The sequence below is a fragment of the Magnetospirillum fulvum MGU-K5 genome (assembly GCF_000442515.1).
In the GTDB taxonomy this organism is placed as follows: Bacteria; Pseudomonadota; Alphaproteobacteria; order Rhodospirillales; family Magnetospirillaceae; genus Phaeospirillum; species Phaeospirillum fulvum_B.
This window is the reverse complement of record NZ_AQPH01000004.1, coordinates 43,647-66,221: the sequence shown is the minus strand read 5'-3', so window position 1 is coordinate 66,221 and position 22,575 is coordinate 43,647. Positions and strand designations below refer to the sequence as shown.

At 65.6% G+C, this 22,575-nt stretch carries 18 protein-coding genes and 1 pseudogene; 3 read left to right on the top strand and 16 right to left on the bottom strand.

Annotation, left to right across the window (positions count from 1 at the left end; translation table 11 throughout):
• Positions 1 to 62: 62 nt before the first annotated feature.
• Complete coding sequence (locus tag K678_RS02080; protein ID WP_021130803.1) at positions 63 to 1,211, bottom strand: hypothetical protein; 1,149 nt, start codon at positions 1,209 to 1,211, stop codon at positions 63 to 65.
• 205 nt (positions 1,212 to 1,416) lie between these two features.
• On the opposite strand from K678_RS02080, the gene K678_RS02075 reads away from it, so the two are divergent.
• Entirely contained in the window at positions 1,417 to 3,213 is a 1,797-nt protein-coding gene (locus K678_RS02075) for a PHA/PHB synthase family protein (protein ID WP_021130802.1), read from the top strand.
• On the opposite strand, the gene K678_RS02070 is transcribed toward K678_RS02075, so the two are convergent.
• The 6 genes from K678_RS02070 to dapD are packed head-to-tail and all read right to left on the bottom strand — an operon-like array spanning position 3,200 to position 8,627.
• Complete coding sequence (locus K678_RS02070) at positions 3,200 to 4,552, bottom strand: cobyrinate a,c-diamide synthase (protein ID WP_039851817.1); 1,353 nt, start codon at positions 4,550 to 4,552, stop codon at positions 3,200 to 3,202. The two genes, K678_RS02075 and K678_RS02070, sit on opposite strands and share 14 nt — an antisense overlap.
• Positions 4,549 to 5,289 (bottom strand): sulfite exporter TauE/SafE family protein, encoded by a 741-nt coding sequence (locus K678_RS02065; RefSeq protein ID WP_021130800.1) that lies wholly within the window; start codon positions 5,287 to 5,289, stop codon positions 4,549 to 4,551. Before K678_RS02065 ends, K678_RS02070 begins: the two co-directional genes overlap by 4 nt.
• Complete coding sequence (gene cobA / locus K678_RS02060) at positions 5,289 to 6,074, bottom strand: uroporphyrinogen-III C-methyltransferase (protein WP_021130799.1); 786 nt, start codon at positions 6,072 to 6,074, stop codon at positions 5,289 to 5,291. The genes K678_RS02065 and cobA overlap by 1 nt, the downstream gene beginning before the upstream one ends.
• Positions 6,075 to 6,094: 20 nt before the next feature.
• Complete coding sequence (locus K678_RS02055; protein ID WP_021130798.1) at positions 6,095 to 6,652, bottom strand: hypothetical protein; 558 nt, start codon at positions 6,650 to 6,652, stop codon at positions 6,095 to 6,097.
• Positions 6,649 to 7,788 carry a succinyl-diaminopimelate desuccinylase gene (dapE, locus tag K678_RS02050; RefSeq protein WP_021130797.1) on the bottom strand — a complete coding sequence of 380 codons (1,140 nt, stop codon included), beginning with the start codon at positions 7,786 to 7,788 and terminating at the stop codon, positions 6,649 to 6,651. The genes K678_RS02055 and dapE overlap by 4 nt, the downstream gene beginning before the upstream one ends.
• The gene (gene dapD / locus K678_RS02045; protein ID WP_021130796.1) at positions 7,785 to 8,627 is read right to left on the bottom strand and encodes a 2,3,4,5-tetrahydropyridine-2,6-dicarboxylate N-succinyltransferase; all 843 of its coding nucleotides are present in this window, start codon (positions 8,625 to 8,627) and stop codon (positions 7,785 to 7,787) included. The genes dapE and dapD overlap by 4 nt, the downstream gene beginning before the upstream one ends.
• 170 nt (positions 8,628 to 8,797) lie before the next feature.
• On the opposite strand from dapD, the gene folE reads away from it, so the two are divergent.
• Together folE and K678_RS02035 are read left to right on the top strand one after the other, a co-directional pair.
• Positions 8,798 to 9,415, top strand: coding sequence for a GTP cyclohydrolase I FolE (gene folE, locus K678_RS02040; protein WP_021130795.1), 618 nt, complete (start codon positions 8,798 to 8,800; stop codon positions 9,413 to 9,415).
• Positions 9,416 to 9,636: 221 nt separating this feature from the next.
• On the top strand, positions 9,637 to 10,173 hold the full coding sequence (locus tag K678_RS02035; RefSeq protein WP_021130794.1) for a DUF3833 domain-containing protein: 537 nt from the start codon (positions 9,637 to 9,639) through the stop codon (positions 10,171 to 10,173).
• Between the two features lie 70 nt (positions 10,174 to 10,243).
• On the opposite strand, the gene K678_RS02030 is transcribed toward K678_RS02035, so the two are convergent.
• The 9 genes and pseudogenes from K678_RS02030 to pap form a co-directional block, all read right to left on the bottom strand.
• Positions 10,244 to 11,077, bottom strand: coding sequence for a peptidylprolyl isomerase (locus tag K678_RS02030; protein WP_021130793.1), 834 nt, complete (start codon positions 11,075 to 11,077; stop codon positions 10,244 to 10,246).
• Between the two features lie 136 nt (positions 11,078 to 11,213).
• Positions 11,214 to 11,972 (bottom strand): precorrin-4 C(11)-methyltransferase, encoded by a 759-nt coding sequence (gene cobM, locus K678_RS02025; RefSeq protein ID WP_021130792.1) that lies wholly within the window; start codon positions 11,970 to 11,972, stop codon positions 11,214 to 11,216.
• Between the two features lie 70 nt (positions 11,973 to 12,042).
• Positions 12,043 to 13,233: a phosphoglycerate kinase gene (locus tag K678_RS02020; protein ID WP_021130791.1), complete on the bottom strand. Its 1,191-nt coding sequence runs from the start codon at positions 13,231 to 13,233 to the stop codon at positions 12,043 to 12,045.
• Between the two features lie 18 nt (positions 13,234 to 13,251).
• On the bottom strand, positions 13,252 to 14,259 hold the full coding sequence (gap, locus tag K678_RS02015) for a type I glyceraldehyde-3-phosphate dehydrogenase (protein ID WP_021130790.1): 1,008 nt from the start codon (positions 14,257 to 14,259) through the stop codon (positions 13,252 to 13,254).
• Positions 14,260 to 14,627: 368 nt separating this feature from the next.
• Positions 14,628 to 15,293, bottom strand: a complete 666-nt coding sequence (locus K678_RS02010) for a LolA family protein (RefSeq protein ID WP_021130789.1) — start codon at positions 15,291 to 15,293, stop codon at positions 14,628 to 14,630.
• A 14-nt stretch (positions 15,294 to 15,307) separates the two neighbouring features.
• A pseudogene (locus K678_RS02005) lies at positions 15,308 to 17,682 on the bottom strand (FtsK/SpoIIIE family DNA translocase).
• A 4-nt stretch (positions 17,683 to 17,686) separates the two neighbouring features.
• Positions 17,687 to 18,889 carry an aminotransferase class I/II-fold pyridoxal phosphate-dependent enzyme gene (locus K678_RS02000; RefSeq protein WP_021130787.1) on the bottom strand — a complete coding sequence of 401 codons (1,203 nt, stop codon included), beginning with the start codon at positions 18,887 to 18,889 and terminating at the stop codon, positions 17,687 to 17,689.
• A 129-nt stretch (positions 18,890 to 19,018) separates the two neighbouring features.
• Positions 19,019 to 20,821 (bottom strand): translation elongation factor 4, encoded by a 1,803-nt coding sequence (gene lepA / locus K678_RS01995; RefSeq protein WP_021130786.1) that lies wholly within the window; start codon positions 20,819 to 20,821, stop codon positions 19,019 to 19,021.
• 178 nt (positions 20,822 to 20,999) lie between these two features.
• A complete protein-coding gene (pap, locus tag K678_RS01990; protein ID WP_021130785.1) occupies positions 21,000 to 22,535 on the bottom strand; it encodes a polyphosphate:AMP phosphotransferase in 1,536 nt (511 codons plus the stop codon).
• Between the last annotated feature and the right edge of the window lie 40 nt (positions 22,536 to 22,575).

Genomic DNA, 22,575 nt, shown 5'->3' with positions numbered 1-22,575 from the left:
GGCGCGCCACCAAGGGCACGCCTTTCCGTTAAGCGTCGCCCCCTTTTCCGCAACGGGAACGGTTAGTAATCGATCGAGATCCGGACCTCGCCGCCCTCGTCCACGCCAGACGAATCCGGGGCGACCCGGATCTTGCGCGAGGGAACGCCCATCTGGGCCAAGGCCGCGACGATCCGCCGCGCCGTGCCCGGTTCGATCTGACCGTCCAGCCGGATCACGCCGCCAGAGCGACGGTTGAGAGCGGCGACATCGCGCAATTGGGACAGGTTGTCCGCGCTCAATCCGCCATCGTAATCAGGACGGAACGACGCAACGACAAAGCTGGCGGCAGGAGCGGGCGGCAACACCGCCCCCTTGGCCCCGCGCACGCCGCGCGGCGGGATCAGCACCGGGGCCACGTCGTCGGGCGACGCGAAGGATGCGGCGGGCAGCGGCTGCTGGCTCCGATAGGTGATCGGAGCATTGGCGGGGACCGCATAGGCCGAGGCCGGTTGCGCGTAAGACGAGTCCGGCCGGGGCGGCGGCACCGAATCGAACGTCCCGCTCTTGGCCGTGGCGGCGGAGGATTCGTTCAGGCGCTGCTGGTAATGATCGACCAGGGTGCTGCGGCGGGTCGGCACCGTCTCGGGAATATTGGGCCGGGGCGGTGGCGCGCTGGCAATTTGGGTCGGGGCGGCGCTGGGGCCTTCGTCGCGGGCGGTCCGCATCTGACGGTCGAGCGACGGCATTTCACGCACGGCAGCCGGAGCGGCGGTCGAGGCAGCCACGCTGGCCGAGGTCGCACCGGGCGGAACCGGCAACGGTGACGCTACCACCGGCGCGGGTGCGGGTACAGCCGGAACCGGCGGGGTCGCGTCGGCGGTCTGGACCGGAGCGACGACAGTACGGCGGGCCAGCTGCTTGGTCGGCGCGGGTTCGCGGCGGGAGGCGCTGGCATATTTGGCGTTGTCACGGTCGGCGGCAAGACCACGGCCGACACCCTGGGCGTTGGTCTCGTCGCTTTTTCCACCCGACCGGCGGGGAGCGGCGATATCAGAGGCGCTGACCTCGTCGTTCGAAGATCCGGCGATCCCCCGGTACCACTCGACCGGGTTCAAAGCGTCGGGCACCCACGAGCAACCAGAAATCAACGCAGCCGTGGCGACGCTGGTGCCGACCGCGAGCATCCGGCGCCGGAGATTGCGGCGCATGATCTCGATGGACTCGAACATGGTGGGACGGCGACCCCCGATAAGGACAACAGAAATTGGTCTCTGCCGGGATTTACGGCAAGTTCACGTTTATCAGGCGGGCGATAGAAAGTATATAGATTGTGTGTAACGTGTAAAGAGAGGACGATTTTCTCGTCCCCCTCCGGACCGGTCGGCGTGGCCGGTGGCGGCGGCGTTTCTTCCTGCAACATCCATGGGGTGCGAAATGACCGATCCAAAGGTCGCGGGAACCAAGCTGCTCGATCCCTCCGAATTTTCATCGGCAATGACCAGCATCGCCGAACGCAGCCAACGTCTCGTCAGTGACTTCATTACTCGTCAGGCAGCCGATCCGACGATCGCTTCGCTCGACCCGCTCAACATCGGCAATGCCTTCCTTGAGATGACGACCCGGATCATCAGCGATCCGGCCAAGATCGTCGAGGCGCAGGTGTCGCTGTGGCAGGATTATGCCGCGCTGTGGCAAAACACCACGCTGCGGATGCTGGGGCAAAAGACCGATCCGGTGGTAGCCCCGGATTCCGGCGATCGCCGCTTCAAGGACCAGATGTGGAACGACAACGAGGTCTTTGACTACATCAAGCAATCCTATTTGCTGTCGGCGCGGTGGATGCAAAACGTCGTCCGTGGGGTCGAGGGTCTGGACGAGCGTTCAGCCAAGAAGGTCGATTTCTATACCCGCCAGTTCGTCGATGCGATGTCTCCCAGCAACTTCGTCCTGACCAATCCCGAAGTATTGCGGGCTACCGTCGAATCCGGCGGCGAGAACTTGCTGAAGGGTCTCGACAATCTGCTGGGCGATCTGGAGCGCGGCAAGGGCAGTCTGGCGATCCGGATGACCGATTACGACGCCTTCCGCGTCGGCGAGAACATCGCGGTGACGCCGGGCAAGGTCGTTTTCCAAAACGACCTGATGCAATTGATCCAATATACCCCGACCACGCCCACGACGTTCGAAACGCCGCTGCTGGTGGTGCCGCCGTGGATCAACAAATATTACATCCTCGATCTGCGGCCGAAAAATTCCTTCCTGAAATGGGCGGTCGATCAGGGCCACACCGTCTTCGTGATTTCGTGGGTCAATCCCGACGAATCGCTGGGGGGCAAGACCTTTGGCAATTACATGCACGAAGGTCCGCTGGCCGCGCTCGACGCGATCGAGCAGATCACCGGCCAGCGCCGGGCCAATCTGGTCGGCTATTGCCTGGGCGGCACCCTGACGGTCTGCACCATGGCCTGGCTGGCGGCAAAAGGGGACGATCGCATCGTCTCGACCACCCTGCTCGCGACGATGACCGACTTCAAGGAGCCGGGCGAGCTCGGCATCTTCATCGATGAAGAGCAATTGGTCAGCCTTGAAGCGCGGATGTCGCAGACCGGCTTCCTCGACGGTCGCGACATGGCCACCACCTTCAACATGTTGCGGGCCAACGACCTGATCTGGTCGTTCGTCGTCAACAATTACCTGTTGGGCAAGGACCCGTTCCCGTTCGATCTGCTGTACTGGAATTCGGACTCGACCCGGATGCCGGCGGCGATGCACAGCTTCTATCTGCGCAAGATGTATCAGGAGAACAAGCTGATCGAGCCGGGCGGGATCGAAATCGACGGCATCCCGATCGATCTGGGCGCGATCAAGACCCCGATCTACCTGCTGTCGACCCGCGAGGACCATATCGCGCCGTGGCAAAGCACCTTCTCGCTGACCCGCCACGTCTCCGGCCCGGTCCGCTTCGTGCTGTCGGCTTCGGGTCATATCGCGGGCGTGGTCAATCCCCCCGTCGCCAACAAATACACTTACTGGGTCAATGCCAAAAAGGCCAAAACCCCTGAGGCTTGGCTGGCGGGCGCAACGGAAAACCCAGGATCGTGGTGGACCGATTGGCAGAGCTGGGTCGAGAAGAACGCCGGACCGCAGGTCGCGGTGCGCCAGCCCGGCGACGGCCCGCTTCCGGTGATCGAGGACGCTCCCGGCAGCTACGTCACCGTCAAGGCGGTGTAGCGACGCCTTCGTCCCGGTCGATCAGGTGAACGAACGACCCGGCGACGGTGCCGGAGCAAAGCCCACAGCGGCCCAGCCCGGCACCGTCAGCCCCGGATACCGTGAACAGCGCCTCCCCCTCCTCGGCCAGAACCGAGGCGTAATGAAATTCGTGGCCACGAAACACCGCCCCGACCACACCCAACGCGCCCGCGCATTCCAGCACGGCACGGCGATAGCCGAGGTGAAGCCGCCGCCGGGCGAACGAGCTTTCCAGCCCGAGCAACCCGGCCATCGCGTGGCGGGTTCCCGTCTCGTCCTCGATCCCGCGCCCCAGCACCATATAGCCGCCGCACTCGCCGAACAGAGCCGCGCCCCGGTCGGCGGCGGCGCGGAGACCGCCCAGAAAGCCCTGGTTGCCCGCCAGCAGACCGGCATGAAGCTCAGGGTAGCCGCCGGGAAGATAGACCGCGTCGGCGGCAGGGTCCGGCCCCTGATCGGCCAGGGGCGAGAACGGAACGATTTCGGCCCCGGCGGCGCGCCAGCCGTCCAGCGTTGCCGGATAGGCAAAGGCAAAGGCGGCATCGGCGGCCAGGGCGATCCGCTGACCCAACGGCGGCAGCGGCACGGCCGGAGCCGACGCGGACAGCCGGGCCGGGCGGGCGAGGGCACACAGACGGTCAAGGTCGAGATGGGCCTCGACCAGAGCGGCGGCACCGTCGAGAAAGGCGTCGAGATCGGGCCGCTCGCAGGCCTGGACCAGCCCGAGATGACGGCTTTTCATCTCCAGCGCCGGAGCGGGCGGCAAAAAGCCCAGCAGCGCGACATCGGGACAGGCGGCCCGGCAGGCGCTTTCGATCGCGGCCTGGGCGCGTGAAGAACGGACCCGATTGAACACGACACCGGCCAGCCCCGGACCGGGCCGCAGCCGGTCGAACCCGGCCAACACTGCCGCCGCCGAGGCGATCATTCCGCGCCCGTCCAGCACCAGCACCACCGGCCAGCCAGTGGCCAGCGCCAGTTGGGCGGTGCTGCCGTCGGGCTGATCCGGTGCGGTCAAGGCCCCGTCGAACAGCCCCATCACCCCTTCGCAGACGACCAGATCGACCCCCGCCCCGACGTGCGTCGTCAATCCGGCCAGGGTGGCGGGGCGCATCGCCCAGCCGTCGAGATTGAAACAGGCTTGGCCGCTGGCGGCGGCGTGAAAGGCGGGATCGATGAAATCGGGACCGACCTTGGCCGACCCCACCCGTACTCCCCGCCGGGCCAAAGCGCGGAGCAATCCCAGCGTCACCGAGGTCTTACCGCTGCCCGAGGACGGGGCCGAAATGATTAGTCCGGGTGCACCCATCTCGCTCATCCCATCGCCAAACGAAACGCCAGCAGGCCCAGCCACCCGGCATTGAGCAGCAGCAACACCGGGGCAACCCGCAGCAGACTTTGCCGCCAGCGCACCAAAGCGGCGTGGCCGATCGCCGCGACCAGGATCAACACCGGCATCGTGCCGATGCCAAACGCCAGCATCGCGGCGGCCGACAGAAGCGGATCGCCCGCCGCGGCCGCGGCCGCCAACGCAGCATAGACCATCCCGCAGGGGAGAAAGCCGAGCAGCAGACCGAGCAGAACGCCCCGCCATCCGGTCGGGGCGGCGAACAACGGCTGGACAAGACGCCCCAGCCCCGCCACCCCTCGGCCGCCAAAGTCGCCCCGGCCCCGGCGCGGCCAGGCTTGCAGGCCCAACAGCAGTGCCGCCAGCAACAGCAGCGCCACCGCAACCCAGCGAAACAGCGGCAAATCGCGGACCAGACCGGCCACCGCGCCCGCCCCGGCCCCCAGCGCGGCATAGGTCAGAACGCGACCGAAATGATAGGGCAGCAGCGCCGCCCCGGCCAGCCGCCGCAACTCTGCCCCCGGCCCGGCCGGAACCGCACGGATTCCCGCCATCACCTGAGCCAGCACCAGCGGCCCGCACATCCCGCCGCAATGAATAAACCCGCCGATCAGCCCGGTGACCAGCAGCGTGGCGATCAATCCGCTATCGCCACCACATTGGGCCAGCAATTCGCGATAAACCGAATGCGCCGCCGCGTCATGCATCAGCCGCTCTCCGCCAGCGGCCGCCACCAATCCAGCCGCTCGCGCAACCCCACCACCGGACCAACCACCACCAGAGCGGGCGGGTCGAGCGCGTGAGCCTCCGCGCTTTCGGCCAGATCGGCCAGCCGGGTCTCGACCACCCGTTGGCGCGGCGTCGCCGCCGACGCGACCAGCGCTGACGCTTCATCAGGTGAGCGTCCCGCCGCGATCAGACGGCGGCTGAACTCGGCCAGATGGGCCAGCCCCATGAACACCACCAACACCGGGGCCAGCGCCACCCGGTCGAGATCGTCGGGCAAGCCACCATCGGGACCATGGCCGGTGACGAAGGCGAAGGCGGAATTGGCCGATCCGGCGGTCACTGGAACACCGGCATAGGCCAGCCCGCCGATCCCGGCGGTGATCCCCGGCACGATGCGAAAGGGAACCGAGGCGGCGGCCAGCGCCAGCGCCTCTTCGGCGCCGCGCCCGAACACGAACGGATCGCCGCCTTTCAGCCGCAGCACCCGCAGCCCCTGCCGGGCCAATTCGATCAGCCGGGCGGTGATCTCGCTTTGATGCGGCGAGGCACGGCCGCCGCGCTTGCCCCAGGCTTCGACCACGGCATCGGGACGGACCAGCCGCAGCAGGCGGGGATCAAGCAGGGCGTCGTGAATCACGATGTCGGCCTGACGCAGGCCATGCAGCGCCGTCAGGGTCAACAGGCCGGGATCGCCAGGCCCCGCGCCGGTCAGCCAGACCGAGCCGGGTTCGAACGCAGGCAGGGCAAACGGAAGATCATCCATGCCGGGCACGATAGCACTCGCTATCCGGCAATGCGATCAGCAGCGGTCTGGACCAGGGTTCCGATCAGCAGATCGAGCGTCACCAGCAGACCGGCGGCGAGATAGGTCACCCCCAGCGCAACGCGGGCGAGATAGGCCTGATAAAACAGCAGGCCGACCGTGACGATCAGACTGAGCAGGGCCATCGGCGTTCCCGGCATCAGCCAGGCCAGCAGCGATACCGGCAACAGGGCGGAAATCTGAATGATCGCCGACCAATTATAGACGGTCAGATAGCGGGAATAGTTCTGGCTGCGGCCGATCTGGTCGCAAATCTGCGCCACCACCAGGGGGAAGGCGGTGCAGCCGATGACAAAGGCGATCAGTTGCGACGCCAGGGCAAAGCCGAGATTGGCTTCTTCGAAGGTCCCGTCCAGCGCCTGGAGCACCAGCACGCCCGGCAGCACCAGCGCCGGTCCCCAGAACGAGCGCAGCACCCCACCCGGCGTGGAATCGAACCATTGCATCCCGCTGGGCTTGCCGCAGGCCAGCAGCCAGCTGCCATAAACAGACCGGATGATTTCGGCAAAACCGATCATGCGCCCACCCAATCGGCCAGCACGCGGCGATAGATCGCGGTCAGCCCAGCCAGATCGGCAATGGCGACGTGTTCGTCGGCTTTGTGGATGGTCTGACCGACCAACCCGAATTCGACCACCGGGCAGACCGAGCGGATGAAGCGGGCATCCGAGGTGCCGCCGCTGGTAGACAGTTCGGGGGTAAGCCCGGTTTCGGCGCGGATCGCGCTCACCAGACTGTCGGACAAGCGCCCGGGCGGGGTCAGGAAGGCCTCGCCCGACACTTCGACCGCCACCTCGACCTGCCCCCCGGATTCGCGGGCCACCTGCTCGATCCAGCGCGTCAGCGACTCGCCGCTATGCAGATCGTTGAAGCGGATATTGAACCCGGCGCGGGCTTCGGCGGGAATGACGTTGGTGGCGGGATTGCCGACATCGACGGTGGTCAAGGCCAGGGTCGACGGCTGGAAATGCGGCGTGCCCTGATCCAGCGGCGCTTCGGTCAGCCGCCGCAGGATTTCGATCAGCCGGGGAATCGGATTGTCGGCCAGATGGGGATAGGCGGAATGGCCCTGGGTGCCGATCACCCGCAGCCGGGCGTTGAGGCTGCCGCGACGGCCGATCTTGATCATCTCGCCTAGTTGGCGGGGATTGGTCGGCTCGCCGACCAGACAGGCATCGATCGTTTCGCCCCGGGCGGCCAGCCAGTCGAGCACCTTGACGGTGCCATCGATGGCGCGGCCTTCCTCGTCGCCGGTGATCAGCAACGAGATCGAGCCCGACGGCTCGCCCTCGGCCAGCATCTGCGCCACCGCCGCGACGAAGCAGGCGATGCCGCCCTTCATGTCGGCGGCGCCGCGACCGAACAGACGGCCGTCGATCGCCAGGGCGGCAAAGGGATCGACGCTCCAGCCCTGGCCCGGCGGCACCACATCGGTATGACCGGCAAAGCAGAAATTGGGCCCGCCGGTTCCCCGGCGGGCATACAGGTTACGGATCTCCGGCCCGCCGGTTGCCGAGCGGATCTCGTGGCAGACGAACCCCATCGGCGTCAGGGCGTCGATCAGCAGATCGATCGCCCCGGCATCCTCGGGGGTCACGCTGGGACGGCGGATCAGCGCCTGGGCCAGCGTCAGCGGGTCGAAGACGGCGCTCAATCGCGTAACAGCTCGTTGATCGAGACCTTGGACCGGGTGCGGGCATCGACCTTTTTGACGATCACCGCGCAATACAGGCTCGGTCCCGGCGTGCCGTCGGGCAGCGGCTTGCCCGGCAGGCTGCCCGGCACCACGACCGAGAAGGGCGGCACCCGTCCGATAAACGTCTCGCCGGTTTCGCGGTCGATGATCTTGGTCGAGGCGCCGAGATAGACGCCCATCGACAGCACCGCCCCGGTCTCGACGATCACCCCTTCGGCGACTTCGGCACGGGCCCCGATGAAGCAATCGTCCTCGATGATCACCGGACCGGCCTGAAGCGGCTCAAGCACACCGCCGATCCCCGCGCCGCCCGACAGATGGACGTTCCGGCCGATCTGGGCACACGAACCAACGGTGGCCCAGGTATCGACCATCGTGCCGGATTCAACCCGGGCTCCGAGATTGACGAAGGACGGCATCAGCACCACACCCGGCGCAATATAGGCGGAGCGGCGCACCACCGATCCCGGCACGGCGCGGAAGCCCGCGGCGCGGAAGCGGGCATCATCCCAGCCCTCGAACTTGGTCGGCACCTTGTCGAACCACGACGCTCCGCCGGGACCACCGGGGATCGGGGCGGAATCGGTCAGGCGGAATGACAGCAGCACCGCTTTTTTCAGCCATTGATTGACAACCCAGGTCCCGTCTTTTTTCTCGGCCACCCGCAACGACCCATTATCGAGCCCGTCCAGCACCGCTTCAACGGCGTCGCGCACGGCGCCCTGCGTGGCAACAGTAACGGTATCGCGCGCCTCCCAGGCGGCGTCGATGGTCGATTCGAGGGCGGCGGGGCTCATCTGCGGACTCCTGGTTGTAAAGACTCCCGGTGACGGGAGGTCACCATACTCCGCGAAAAGGGGCTGTCAACGAAGCGGAATCGAATCGTTTTAACTTTCCCCCTGGCACTTTGGCCGGTTCACCCCCACCTAGGACTGACGACTAACACTCAGACGAGGGAGCCTTCGTGATGAATGCAACCACCGTTTCGATCCGTCCCGACCGCCCCTGGTCCGAAGACCGTCCGAGCCGCGCCGAGGCCGAAACGGCTGTTCGGACCCTGATCCGCTGGGCTGGCGACGATCCCGACCGCGAAGGCTTGATCGACACCCCTTCTCGGGTCGTGCGCTCGTACGAAGAATTCTATTCGGGCTACGATGCCGACCCGGTGGATATCCTGGCCCGGACCTTCGAAGAAACCGATGGCTATGACGAGATGGTGATGCTGCGCGGCATCCGTCTCGAATCCCATTGCGAGCATCACATGGTGCCGATCCTGGGGGTGGCGCACGTCGCCTATCTGCCCGATCGCCGAGTGGTGGGGATTTCCAAGCTGGCCCGCGTCGTCGAGGCATTTTCCCGCCGTCTCCAGATTCAAGAGAAACTGACCGCCCAGATCGCCAATGCGATCGAAGAGGTGTTGCAGCCCAAGGGAGTCGCGGTGGTAATCGATGCCCAGCATCAATGCATGACCACCCGGGGCGTTCACAAAACCGGCGTGTCGATGGTCACCAGCCGGATGATCGGCGCGTTCCGGACCGATCAGGCCCTGCGCCGTGAATTCCTGTCGCTGACCACCGGGCAATAGTCCTTTCGGTTCTCCCTCCGCTTTCATTCAGCCGACTTTGTCCGGGAGGGTCACCCCTCCCGGTTTTCTTTTGCGGCCGGAACCGAGCGCCCGGACGGTGGGCGCGATCCGCCGTCCGTATTTATCGTCGCTTGCTCAATCGCCCTGGCTCCGGTCACGATGACCCGACGGGCTCGTCGGTCTCTCGATCATCCGCCGACAGCCATGGAGGGTTCGACACCATGACTACCCTGCTCACCCTTGTTGCCATCGTCGTTGCGCTGATTTTTCTGCGCAGCTTCATCCGGATGCGGCCGTCCGACTTCGCCGAATCCGCCACTCCGCTGCGGCTGGAGGAGTATTTTACCGGCCGGGCTCGGGCCTGGGGGATGTTCGAGGATCGCTTCGGCCGAATCCGTCGCCAATTCACCGCCGAGACAATCGGACGGTGGGACGGCCAGACGCTCGAACTCGAGCAGGACTTCACTTACAGCGACGGCGAAACTCTGCGGCGGGAATGGGCCATCACCCGGCGCGAGGATGGCAGCTATAACGCCACCGCCAACGATGTGATCGGCAGCGCCAACGGGCAGTCGTCAGGCAATGCCCTGTCGCTGCGCTACATCGTGAAGCTCAGCTATTTCGGCATTCCGCTGCGGGTCAATGTCGAGGATTGGATGTTTCTGCAACCCGGGGGCGTGCTGCTCAACCGGGCCAGAGTGTCGAAATGGGGCGTGACGCTGGGACGGGTAACCCTGGTCTATGCCACCGATTTCTAGATCGGTAAGGCCGACACCCCGCCGCGAGCCCGCAACCGGACCGCGACGGGGGTAAGCCTCAGACGTCAGATTACTTCTTGTCGCCTTCGGGCAGAGCCGCGCCGTCGGGACCAAAGCGCTTGATCTTCGCCTTGTCGCGCAGTTCGGTCACCGTCTGCTGCGCCACCACTTCGGCGAGCTGCTGGCTGATCGGGCCCTTGGCCTGTTCGAAGCTGGGCAGCGACGACATGCGACGGTCTTCGACCTTGATGACATGCCAGCCGAACTGGGTCTTGACCGGGGTCTTCGACACCTGACCGGGCTGCATCGCAAAGGCGGCGGCGGCGAATTCCGGCACCATGTCCTTCTGAGCGAAGTAACCGAGGTCGCCGCCATTCTGGGCACCCGACGGGTCCTTCGACTTGGTGCGGGCCAGATCGGCGAAATCGACGCCCTTGTTGAGATCGGCGATCACCGCCTTGGCGGCGTCTTCGGTCTCAACCAGGATGTGGCGGGCGTGGACTTCCTCGGCCGGGACGAAATCCTTGGCCAATTGGTCGTAGCGGGCGCGGACCGCCTCTTCGCTGACGGCGGAGCGCATCTTACGGGCGATCCAAGCCTGGCGCATCAGCGAGCTTTCCGCCTGCTTCAGGGCCGCCTTGACCTCGGGATCGGCGTCCAGCTTTTCTTTCTTGGCCTGCTCGAGCACCAACTGATTGTTGATGACGACCTCAAGCAGAGCCTCATAAGGGGGCTGGCCGAGGTTCGGAGGCAATTGCCGGGCGAAATCCGCCATCTGCGACATACGCAGTTCGGTCCCGTTGACCACGGCAACAACCGTGTTCTTGTCGGCGGCAAGGGCGGGGGCGGCGACCAGGCCCAAGGCCAGGACCAGCGCCTGACCGCTCGCGGACAGCTTGTTCATTGGCGGTTTTTCCTTTTTGCGCGAAAGACCGGAGGGCGTTCAAACTGCCACGGCCTGACTAGGATAGTAGGGGTTGAAGCACAACCGGAGGTCCGGCACAAGGCCCGCGATGACGTCGCCGCCCAAGCAAAACCGTTCAGGCCAGCTGTTCGGCGGTTCGACCATGACCGCGGGAATAAAGGCATGAATCCTTGAAATCCTTCGCCCCGAGAACGCGGCCGACCAAAATCAGCGCGGTCCGCGTCACCCCGGATTCGGCGACCTTGCCCTCGATATCGGCAAGGCAGCCCCGCACCAGACGCTGGTCGGGCCAGCCGACCCGAAAGGCAACCACAACCGGGCAATCGGCACCGTAACGCGGGGTCAGCTCGGCGACGACATGGGCGATGTTATGAACGGACAGATGGATCGCCAGGGTGGCGCCGCTGGCCCCCATCGTGGCCAGGGTCTCGCCGTCCGGCATCGGGGTCGCCCGCCCGGTGGTGCGGGTCAGCACCAGCGACTGGCTGATTCCCGGCAGGGTCAGTTCGGTCGCCAGGGCGGCGGCGGCGGCGGCAAAGGCCGGAACGCCGGGAGTGACGTCATACTCGATGCCCAAATCATCAAGGCACCGCATCTGTTCGCCAATTGCGCTGTAGATCGACAGATCGCCGGAATGCAGCCGGGCAACATCCAGACCGGCATCGCGGGCGGCGGAAAATTCGGCGGCGATCTGATCCAGCTCCATCAGAGCAGTATCGACGATCCGGGCATCGGCAGGGGCTTCGGCGATCACCTCGCGCGGGACCAGGGACCCGGCATACAGCACCACCTTGCAGCGGCGGATCAGGTTGAGTCCCCGAACGGTGATCAGGTCGGGGGCTCCGGGTCCGGCCCCGATGAAATGGACCTTCATGACGGAACGGACTCCGGTACCCCTCTCCCGCCCAGGCGGAAGAGGGGAAGCGAGTGACGGGAACCTGGGATCAGGCCCCCTGGGACAACGCAACGATACCGGGCAGTTCCTTGCCTTCGAGCCATTCGAGGAAGGCACCGCCCGCAAGCGAGACATACGAGAACTTGGCTTCGACGCCCGCCTTGGCCAAGGCCGAAACGGTATCGCCACCGCCCGCGACGGTCAACAGGCGACCCTGAACGGTCCGCTCCGCCGCCCACACCGCGACCGCGTTGGTCGCCTTGTCGAACGGCACGATCTCGAACGCACCGAGCGGGCCGTTCCACACCAGGGTCTTGCAGCCGCCCAGGCGATCAATGATCGCTTCGGCCGACGCCGGGCCGGCATCCAGGATCATCTGATCTTCCGGCACCGCATCGACGCTGACCACCTGGGTCTCGGCATTCTCGCCGAAACGGTCGGCCACCACGACATCGACCGGCAGGACGATGTGGCAATGGGCCTCGCGCGCCTTGTCGAGAATCTCGCGGGCAGTATCGGCCAGCTCGCGCTCGCACAACGACTTGCCCACCGCCTTACCCTGAGCGAACAGGAAGGTGTTGGCCATGCCGCCGCCGATGATCAGATAATCGACCTTGGTGACGAGGTTGCCGAGCAGATCGAGCTTGGTCGAAACCTTCGACCCGCCGACGATCGCGGCCACCGGCTTCTCGGGCTTCTCCAGCGCCTTCCCCAGGGCCTCAAGCTCGGCCTGCATCAGCAGACCGGCCGCCGACGGCAGCAGGTGAGCCAGTGCCTCGGTCGAGGCGTGGGCGCGATGGGCGCAGGAAAACGCGTCGTTGACGTAGAAATCACCGAGCGCCGCCAGTTCACGGGCGAAAGTGGGGTCGTTCGCCTCTTCCTCGGGATGGAAGCGGACGTTTTCCAGCAGGCAGATTTCACCGTCGCGCAACGATCCGACCAACCGGGCGGCGTCGCGGCCAACGCAATCGTCGGCCCACAGCACGGTCTGACCGACCGCCTGTGACAGCGGATCGACCAGAAAGCGCATCGAGAAGGCGGCATCGACGCCCTTGGGGCGGCCGAAATGGCTCATCACCACGACGCGGGCGCCGCGCCGGGCCAGATCGCAAAGGGTCGCGGCCGAGCGCTCGATCCGGGAGGCGTCGGTGACGATTCCGTCCTTGGCCGGAACGTTGAGGTCGGCGCGGACCAGGACGCGCTTCCCTCTGACGTTCAGCTGATTGAGAGTACGAAACATCGCGGCGATCCTTTCGCGTCAGATCAGCTTGGCGATGGCAATCGCGGTGTCGGCCATGCGGTTCGAGAAGCCCCATTCGTTGTCGTACCAGGACAGAACCCGGACGAAGGTGCCGTCGATGACCTTGGTCTGGGTCAGATCGAAGGTCGAGGAATTGGGGTTGTGGTTGAAATCGACGCTGACCAGTTCGGCGGATTCGGCACCGAGCACGCCCTTCAGGCGGCCCTTGGCGGCGTCGGCCATCGCCTGATTGATCTGCTCGGCGGTGACCGGACGTTCGGTGACGACGACGAGATCGATCATCGAGACGTTGGGGGTGGGGACGCGGACCGAGGTTCCGTCCAGCTTGCCCGCCAGTTCCGGCAGAACCAGACCGATCGCCTTGGCCGCGCCGGTCGAGGTCGGGATGATCGACAGCGAGGCGGCACGGGCGCGACGCAGATCCTTGTGCAGGGTGTCGACGGTGCGCTGATCGCCGGTGAAGGCGTGGACGGTGGTCATGAAGCCGTGCTTGATGCCGCCCAGCTCGTTGAGGATCTGCGCCACCGGAGCAAGGCAATTGGTGGTGCACGAACCGTTCGAGACCACGAGGTGATCGCGGGTCAGCTTGTCGTGATTGACGCCATAGACGACGGTCAGGTCGGCACCGTCGGCCGGGGCCGACACCAGAACCCGCTTCGCACCGGCGGTCAGATGCGCGGCCGCCTTATCGCGCTTGGTGAACAGCCCGGTGCATTCGAGCGCCACATCGACGTTCAGTTCTTTCCACGGCAGCTGGGCCGGGTCGCGTTCGGCGATGACGCGGATCGCCTTGCCGTCGATCGTGATCGAATCGGCGGTGGCCGAAATCTCGTTGGCAAGAACGCCGTGAACCGAGTCGTACTTCAACAGATGGGCGTTGGCCTCAGCCGACCCCAGGTCGTTGATTCCGACGACTTCGATATCGCTGCGCTTCGATTCGACAATGGCTCGCAACACCAGGCGGCCGATGCGGCCGAAGCCATTAATGGCAACGCGAACAGTCATAGAAATCCTCCACAGGGTCCGGGACGGGGCGGGAGATCATATTGCACAGACTCGGCCCCAAATCCAGCCCTCAAACCGGAATTTTCCATCCCGATCAAGGGGGAGAGCATGGGGATAAACCGAGGGGACGCCCGGCCATGGGGGATAGCCGGGCGTCGCGCTCCTTGGGGGGGAGCGTGCGGCGGGGGCGTGCGCGGAGGGAGGGGAAGCGCCCCGCCGCAACCGGGCCGCCGGTGAAAACGGCCCGGTCTCGATCCATAAGAGGTAGGCCGTCGCGCCCCTTAACGCATCCCTGACCTCGGCATGGCTTACATGCCCAATCGACATGAAGCAGGGCGAGCGAGGCGCGAAAGCGGCTCTGCTCCGGCTTAATGATCGTTCAGGTTGAGAGGCGATTTCGTCATGTTGGGATCGACGAACTTGAACAGCTTGGGATCGAGCGTCACGCCGGTCCGGCTTTCGAACAGCGACACCGTCGTCACCTGATGCTGGGCGTCGCGCACCTGCCACTGGCGCAATTCGAACGGGCGGTCGGAAAACACCAGGGTGATCTCGCCCGAGCTCGGGTCTTCGGTCTCGACCGCCGAAATCCGCACCACACCGGGCAGCCGCGCCACCCGCGTCACCGTGACCGAGCCGCCGGTCAGGCGCAAATTAGGCTGCACCAGCATCCCGGCCGGGGTCGAGCCGAGCGGAATATAACTGGGCGCGCCCAGCTCGCGGTCGTGAACGATCAGAAAGCTGCCATCGGCGACCACCAGCAACGGGCTGGGCGGATCGTATTGCATCCGCAACCGGCCGGGCCGCGACAGATAGGCATCGCCTTCGACCGAAACGCCGTTAGGCGAGGTCTGGAGAAAGCGGGCCTTGAGCGTGGTGATCGCGTTCAGATAGTCCTCGGCGCGAACGACATCGGCGCGGTCATCGGCCGACAGCGGCACCGCCTTCGGTTCGGCCGCCACCGCCGCGCCGGTGGTCAGCGCCAACCCCAGCAGCAGCGCCAGGAAGATCGTCCGGAACCTGTCCCGGGTCATGGTGTCGCCTTTCATCAATACTCGCCTCCGCCGCGGGCCAGAACCTCGCGCTTGCCGACATGATTGGGGCGGCTGACCACCCCTTCGGCTTCCATCCGCTCGACCAGCCGGGCGGCGCGGTTATAGCCGATCTGAAGGTGCCGCTGGCAAAACTGGTCGAGGCCTTGCCTTCCCGGATCACCAGCGCCACCGCCTGATCGTACAGATCGTCGCCGGAGCCGCCTTCAGCCCCACCACCCGCGCCGGGGCTGGCCTCTTCCTCGGTCACCGCCTCGATATAGGTCGGTTCGCCCTGAGCGCGAAGGAATTCGACCACCGTCTCGACCTCGGAATCCGAAACGAACGGACCATGGACGCGGGTGATCCGCCCGCCCGAGGCCATGTAGAGCATGTCGCCCTGACCCAGCAATTGCTCGGCCCCCTGTTCGCCCAGGATGGTGCGGCTGTCGATCTTCGAGGTGACCTGGAACGAAATGCGGGTAGGGAAGTTGGCCTTGATCGTTCCGGTGATGACATCGACCGAAGGACGCTGGGTCGCCATGATCAGATGAATCCCGGCGGCGCGGGCCATCTGGGCCAGCCGCTGCACCGCCGCCTCGATCTCCTTGCCCGCGACCAGCATCAGATCGGCCATTTCATCGACGATGATGACGATGAAGGGCAGCGGTTCGAGCGCCAGGGTCTGGTCTTCGTAGAGCGGCTTGCCGGTCTCGGGATCGAAACCGACCTGAACGGTCCGGGTCAGCACCTCGCCACGCCCGCGCGCCTCAAGCAGTCGGTTGTTGTACCCGGCGATATTGCGGACACCCAACTGGCTCATCGCGCGATAGCGATCTTCCATCTCGCGCACCGCCCATTTCAGGGCCAGTACCGCCTTCCCCGGTTCGGTCACCACCGGGGCCAGCAGATGGGGAATGCCGTCATAGACCGACAATTCCAGCATCTTGGGATCGATCATGATCACCCGGCATTCTTCGGGCGGCAGCCGGTACAGCAGAGACAGGATCATCGTGTTGATCGCCACCGACTTACCCGAGCCGGTGGTGCCCGCGATCAGAAGATGCGGCATCCGGGCCAGATCGACCATCACCGGGCCGCCGCCGATATCCTTGCCCAGCACCAGGGTCAGCCGCGCCGGAACCTTTTCGAACGGCTCCGAAGCCAGCAACTCACGCAAATAGACCGTTTCGCGCCGGGCGTTGGGCAGTTCGATTCCGATCACGCTACGACCGGGAATGGTGGCGATCCGCACCGACAGCGCGCTCATCGAGCGGGCGATGTCGTCGGCCAGACCGATCACCCGACTGGTCTTGGTCCCCGGCGCGGGTTCGAGTTCGTACAGCGTCACCACCGGGCCGGGGCGAACCTTGACCACCTTGCCGTTGACGCCGAAATCTTCCAGCACCGCTTCCAGCATCCGGGCGTTCTGGGTCAACCCCTCGGGATTGAAGCGGGGACCGCCTTGTTCCGGACTGGGGGTCAGCAGGGTCAGCGGCGGCAATTGATAGGTTGCCGACGGCGTGGCAATCGGACGGGTCGGCGGCGGCTCGCGCCGGGCAGCGGCAGGAGCCGGGCGGGGCGGGGCGATCGGCACAACCGGAACGGCATCGGAACGATCTTCGTCCTCGTCGTCGATCTCCTCTTCATCCGCCGGAGCAAACGGATAGGGCTGGGGGATCGGATGCGGCGGCGCGGCAGCCTGAGCCGGAGCCTGGGTCGGGATCGTCCGCGCCACCGGCGATCCCCGCCGCGCCGGAATCGCCGCGCTGACCAGCCGCAGCAGAGTGGCGGGGAACCGGCGGAACAGCCCGATCCATTCGCCCGGCGACAGACCGACGACGAACAACATCAACCCCAGCGCCAGCAGCGCCGCGCCGGACCCGACCACGGCGTCCAATCCGTCGGGCAACAGCGCGATCAATCCGTCCGAGATCAAATGACCGAGCGCGCCGCCCCATCCGGCCGGCAAAGCCTCGGATTCGGCCAGCGGCAACGCCGCCAGAGTTACCGCCAAGGCCACCATCGCCAACGGCAACACCGCCAGTCGGGCCGCCCAGGCGCGGGGCGGCACGGCGCGGATCAGGATCAGCCCGCCCCACACCAGGGCGGCAAGGATCAGCCCGGCCGCACCCCAGCCCACCGTCTGCAACAGCAAATCGGCCAGCGTCGCACCGGGACGGCCGAGCAGATTGTGGATCGGCCCTTCGGCGGCAGTGTTAATGCTGGGATCGTGGGAATCCGCACTGGCGAGCGCCGTGCCCAAGGCGGCGGCAAGCGCAATCAACACCAGACCGCCGGATTGGGTCAGGCGGCGGCGGAGGAATTCGACCGAACCACGCGGCAGAAAGCCGCCCCGGCTCTTGGACTTGCGGACAGGAGCCGCCGCCATCGCGTTAGCCGTCGAGCAACGCGCCGAGACGGGACAGTGCCGTCTCGGTGGTCTGAAGATCGTGGACCAGCGCCACCCGGATATAACGCTGTCCCGGATTGGACCCGTCGGCCCCGGTCCCGGCAAGATAGGCACCGGGCAACACCCGGATCGCCGCCTCGCGCCACAGAATCTTCGCCGCCGCTTCGCCATCGCCGACATCGAGCCAGAGGAAGAAGCCGCCTTCGGGACGGACGAAGCCGAAACGGCCGCCCAGCAGCCGTTCGGCGATATCGGTCTTGGCGCGGTAGAGGTCGCGGTTGACGACAACGTGGTCTTCGTCGTTCCACAAAGCGGTCGCGGCGGCCAGCACCGGCAACGGCGTCGCCGCCCCACCATAGGAGCGCAGGCGCGCGAACGCGGCGATCACCCGCTCGTCCCCGGCAACGAAGCCCGAACGCAGACCGGGCAGGCTGGAGCGTTTCGACAGCGAATTGAACACGACGACATGGGACAGCCCCTCGCCCAGCGTCGCGCAGACGGACAGCGCGCCGGGCGGCGGGGCCTGATCCCAAATCTCGGAATAGCATTCGTCGGCGGCCAGGACAAAGCCATAGCGCCGCGCCGCCTGGATCGTCCGTTCCAGCAGGGCGGTATCGGCGACCTTGCCCTGGGGATTGGCCGGGCTGCACAGATAGGCCAGCGCGGTCCGCTCCAGCAAAGCGGGCGGCAGGGTCGAATAATCGGGCAGTCCGGTCGGACCGTCGGCGCTGGGCACGAACACCGGCTCGGCTCCGGCCATCGCCGCCGCTCCGGCATAAACCTGATAGAACGGGTTGGGCAGCAACACCACCGGCGGCGTGCCATCGTCGCGGCGACCACAGACCGCCTGGGCGATCAGAAACAGCGCCTCGCGGGTGCCGGCCACCGGCAAAATCGCCCGGTCGGGATCGACCAGACCGGCGGGCAGATCATAGCGGCGGCCCAGCCACCCGGCGACGGCGTGGCGGAACGCCTCGGTGCCGGTCGCGGGCGGATATTTGTTCCACAGCCCGGCATGGCGGGCGAGCGTCTCGGCAGCCAGCGGCGGGGGCGCGTGCTGCGGCTCGCCGATCGACATCACTGTTGCCCCCGGTCCCGACGGCGCGCCCAGCAAGGCGGTCAGCCGCGCAAACGGATAATCCGGAAGCGTACCCAGTCGGTCGTCAAGCAGCAGCGGTTTCACCATGGCTCCAGAAGAACAGGAAAGGAACGGACTGTTGTTTTACCCTATTCCCCCTCCGCCCCCCAACGGAAAGTTGGCGAAGCCGCCCTCCCACCCGGTCGCAAGGGGAGGAACGGCCCCGTCGGAACCGGTCTAATCGTCACCCATTTTGAGCGCGGCGAGGAAGGCGCTTTGCGGAATTTCGACCTTGCCGAACTGACGCATCCGCTTCTTGCCCTCTTTCTGCTTCTCGAGCAGCTTGCGCTTACGGGTGGCGTCGCCGCCGTAGCATTTAGCGGTAACGTCCTTGCGCAGCGCGCTGATCGATTCGCGGGCGACGATGCGGCCGCCGATCGCCGCCTGGATCGCAATCTGGAACATCTGGCGCGGAATCAGCTCCTTCAACCGCTGGCAGATGCCGCGCCCGCGCGCTTCGGCATTGGCGCGGTGGACGATGAAGGACAGCGCATCGACCGGCTCGGCATTGACCAGGATCGACACCTTGACCAGATCGCTTTCGGTATAGGAATCGATTTCGTAATCGAAACTGGCATAACCGCGCGAAATCGATTTCAGCCGGTCATAGAAATCGAACACCACTTCGTTCAGCGGCAGACGATAGACCGCCATCGCCCGCGCCCCGGCATAGGTGAGGTCAAGCTGCTGGCCGCGCCGTTCGGTGCACAGCGTCAGCACCGGCCCGAGATATTCGTCGGGGACCATGATCGTCGCCTTGATCCACGGCTCGTCCATCCGCTCGATCCGGCCCTGGTCGGGCATATCGGCGGGATTGTGCAATTCGTGCAATTCGCCGTTGGTCAGGTGGACGCGGTACACCACCGACGGCGCGGTCGTGATCAGATCGAGGTTAAACTCGCGTTCCAGCCGCTCCTGGATGATTTCGAGATGGAGCAGGCCAAGGAAGCCGCAACGGAAGCCAAAGCCCAGCGCCGCCGACGTTTCGGGTTCGTATTGAAAGCTGGCGTCGTTCAGACGCAGCTTGGCCAGCGAATCGCGCAGATCTTCGTAATCGGCAGCGTCGATCGGGAACAATCCGCACCACACCACCGGCACGCTGGGCTTGAAGCCGGGCAGCGGTTCGGAAGCCGGGCGCTTGTCGTCGGTGACGGTATCGCCGACCTTGGTCTCCGCTACCGCCTTGATCCCGGCGGTGAAGAAGCCCATCTCGCCCGGCTTCAGCTCGGCACACTGAATCATCTTGGGGGTGAAATAGCCGACCGTATCGATCTGATAGGCCGCCCCGGTCGCCATCATCCGGATCTTCTGGCCCTTCTTCAGGACACCATTCTTGATGCGGACCAGAATGATGACGCCCAGATAGGAATCGTACCAGGAATCGACCAGCAGAGCCTGCAACGGCTCGTCGATCTCGCCTTCCGGTGCGGGCAGGCGCTTGACCAGCGCTTCGAGCACGTCGCCGATGCCCAGCCCGGTCTTGGCCGAGATCATCACCGCGTCGGTGGTGTCCAGCCCGATCACGTCCTCGATCTGCTGCTTGATCCGCTCCGGCTCGGCGGCGGGCAGGTCGATCTTGTTCAGCACCGGCACCACTTCGTGCCCGGCGTCCAGCGCATGATAGACGTTGGCCAGCGTCTGGGCCTCGACCCCCTGACTGGCATCGACCACCAGCAGCGAGCCTTCGCACGCCGCCAGCGAGCGCGACACCTCATAGGCGAAATCGACGTGGCCGGGCGTGTCCATCAGGTTCAACTGATAGGTTTCACCATCCTGGGCGCGGTACATCAGGCGCACCGTCTGGGCCTTGATGGTGATGCCGCGTTCGCGTTCGATATCCATCGAATCGAGAATCTGTTCCTTCATGTCGCGCGCCTCGACGGCGCCGCAAGACTGGATCAGCCGGTCGGCCAGGGTGGATTTTCCGTGGTCGATATGAGCGACGATGGAAAAATTGCGGATGTGGGTCAGTTTGGTCATGGCGATCGGTTTATCCTGAAGCTGCCGGACCATAAAGCCCGCCGGACATTTTTGGAAGGGGGGACGCAAAGGGCATCGGCCACGTCGGTCGGCCGACCGATCGCGCTCATCGCCCCTATATACCGCGCCGGTGCGGGCGACGGAAGGACCGGCCCCGACCAAGGCGGCCGGGCCGGGATTATTTCTTGTGCTTCTCCAGCCGATCCAGCGCTTTTTCCAGGGCGTCGGCGACGGTCTGCATCACCTTGACCCGGGCAAAGGATTTCGAATTGGCCTCGACCAGGGTCCAGGGCGCGGCGCTGGTCGAGCTGCGTTCGACCATATCGTTGACCGCCTGCTCGTACTCGGACCATTTGCCGCGATTGCGCCAATCCTCGTCGGTCAGCTTCCACTTCTTGTAATCGATCTCGCCCCGCGCCGTGAAGCGGGCCAACTGCTCCTCCGAAGTGATGTGCAGCCAGAATTTGCACAACACGATGCCGTGGCAGGTCAATTGCTCTTCGAAATCGTTGATCTCGTTATAGGCCCGCCGCCACGCCTCTTCTGAACAAAACCCTTCGACCCGCTCGACCAGAACCCGGCCATACCAGGAGCGGTCGAACACCGTCACCCGTCCGGCGCGGGCGATGTGACGCCAGAACCGCCACAGATAATGCTGGGCGCGCTCTTCCTCGGTGGGGGCGGCGATCGGGATCACCTGATAATCGCGGGCGTTCAGCGCATTGGTCAGGCGGCGGATGGTGCCGCCCTTGCCCGCCGCGTCCCAGCCCTCGAACACCAGCACGGTGGAAAGTCTCGCCTCGATCGCGGCGCGGTAAAGATGGGCCAGCCGCGCCCGCTGCTCCTGGAACAGATGGGCATAGGCGGTGCTGTCGATCGCCTGGGTCATGTCGAGCGAGGACAGGATCGTCGGCTGCGGCGGCAATGCCACTGGAACCGTCGCCTCCTCATCCGTGCCGCGGGTCGCCTGCTTCATCTCGGCGGCGACCTTGCGAGCCGCCGCGCGGGCGGCGAGATGGGCGGTGATCGCCTCCTTGATCGTTTGCAGCACGACCGCCGAGCGATAGCGGGAATCCGCCCCTTCGACGATCCGCCACGAGGCATGGCCCTTGCTGGTCTGCATGATCATCCGCTCGGCGGCGGCAACGAACTTGTCGTAAAGCTCGTAATGCTTCCAGTCGGTCTCGGTGACCTGCCACGCCGTCAGCGGCTCTTTTTCCAGGCTCTTCAGCCGCTTTTTCTGAGCCGGGCGCGACAGATGCATCCAGAATTTGAGGATCAGCGCGCCTTCGTCGGCCAGCGTCTTTTCGAACCGGATGATCGGCCGCAGCGATTCGTCGAACTCGACCGCCGACGCATGGCCGTGGACCCGGGCGATCAGCGGATCGTGGTACCACGAGGACAGGAACAGCCCGATCTTGCCCTTGGGCGGCAGATCGCGCCAGAAGCGCCAGAAGGCGGGGCGCTCGGCCTCTTCGTCCGAGGGCTTGCCATAGGCCCGGGTCACGATCCAGCGCGGGTCGAGCCATTCGTTGATCAGGTTGACGCTTTCGTTCTTGCCCGCGCCATCGACCCCGGCAAAAACGATGATGACGGGAAAATCCGCCTCGCGCAGTTGCTGCTGCAAATCGAGCAATTCGGTGCGGAGCGAGGGCGCCAGGGCGTCAAACTCTTCCCGCGAAATCTTGCGTCCCAGTTCCGCCGCTTCGAACATCCCCGTTCTCCCGCTCCGGTCCGAACCATCCTCAGAGCCT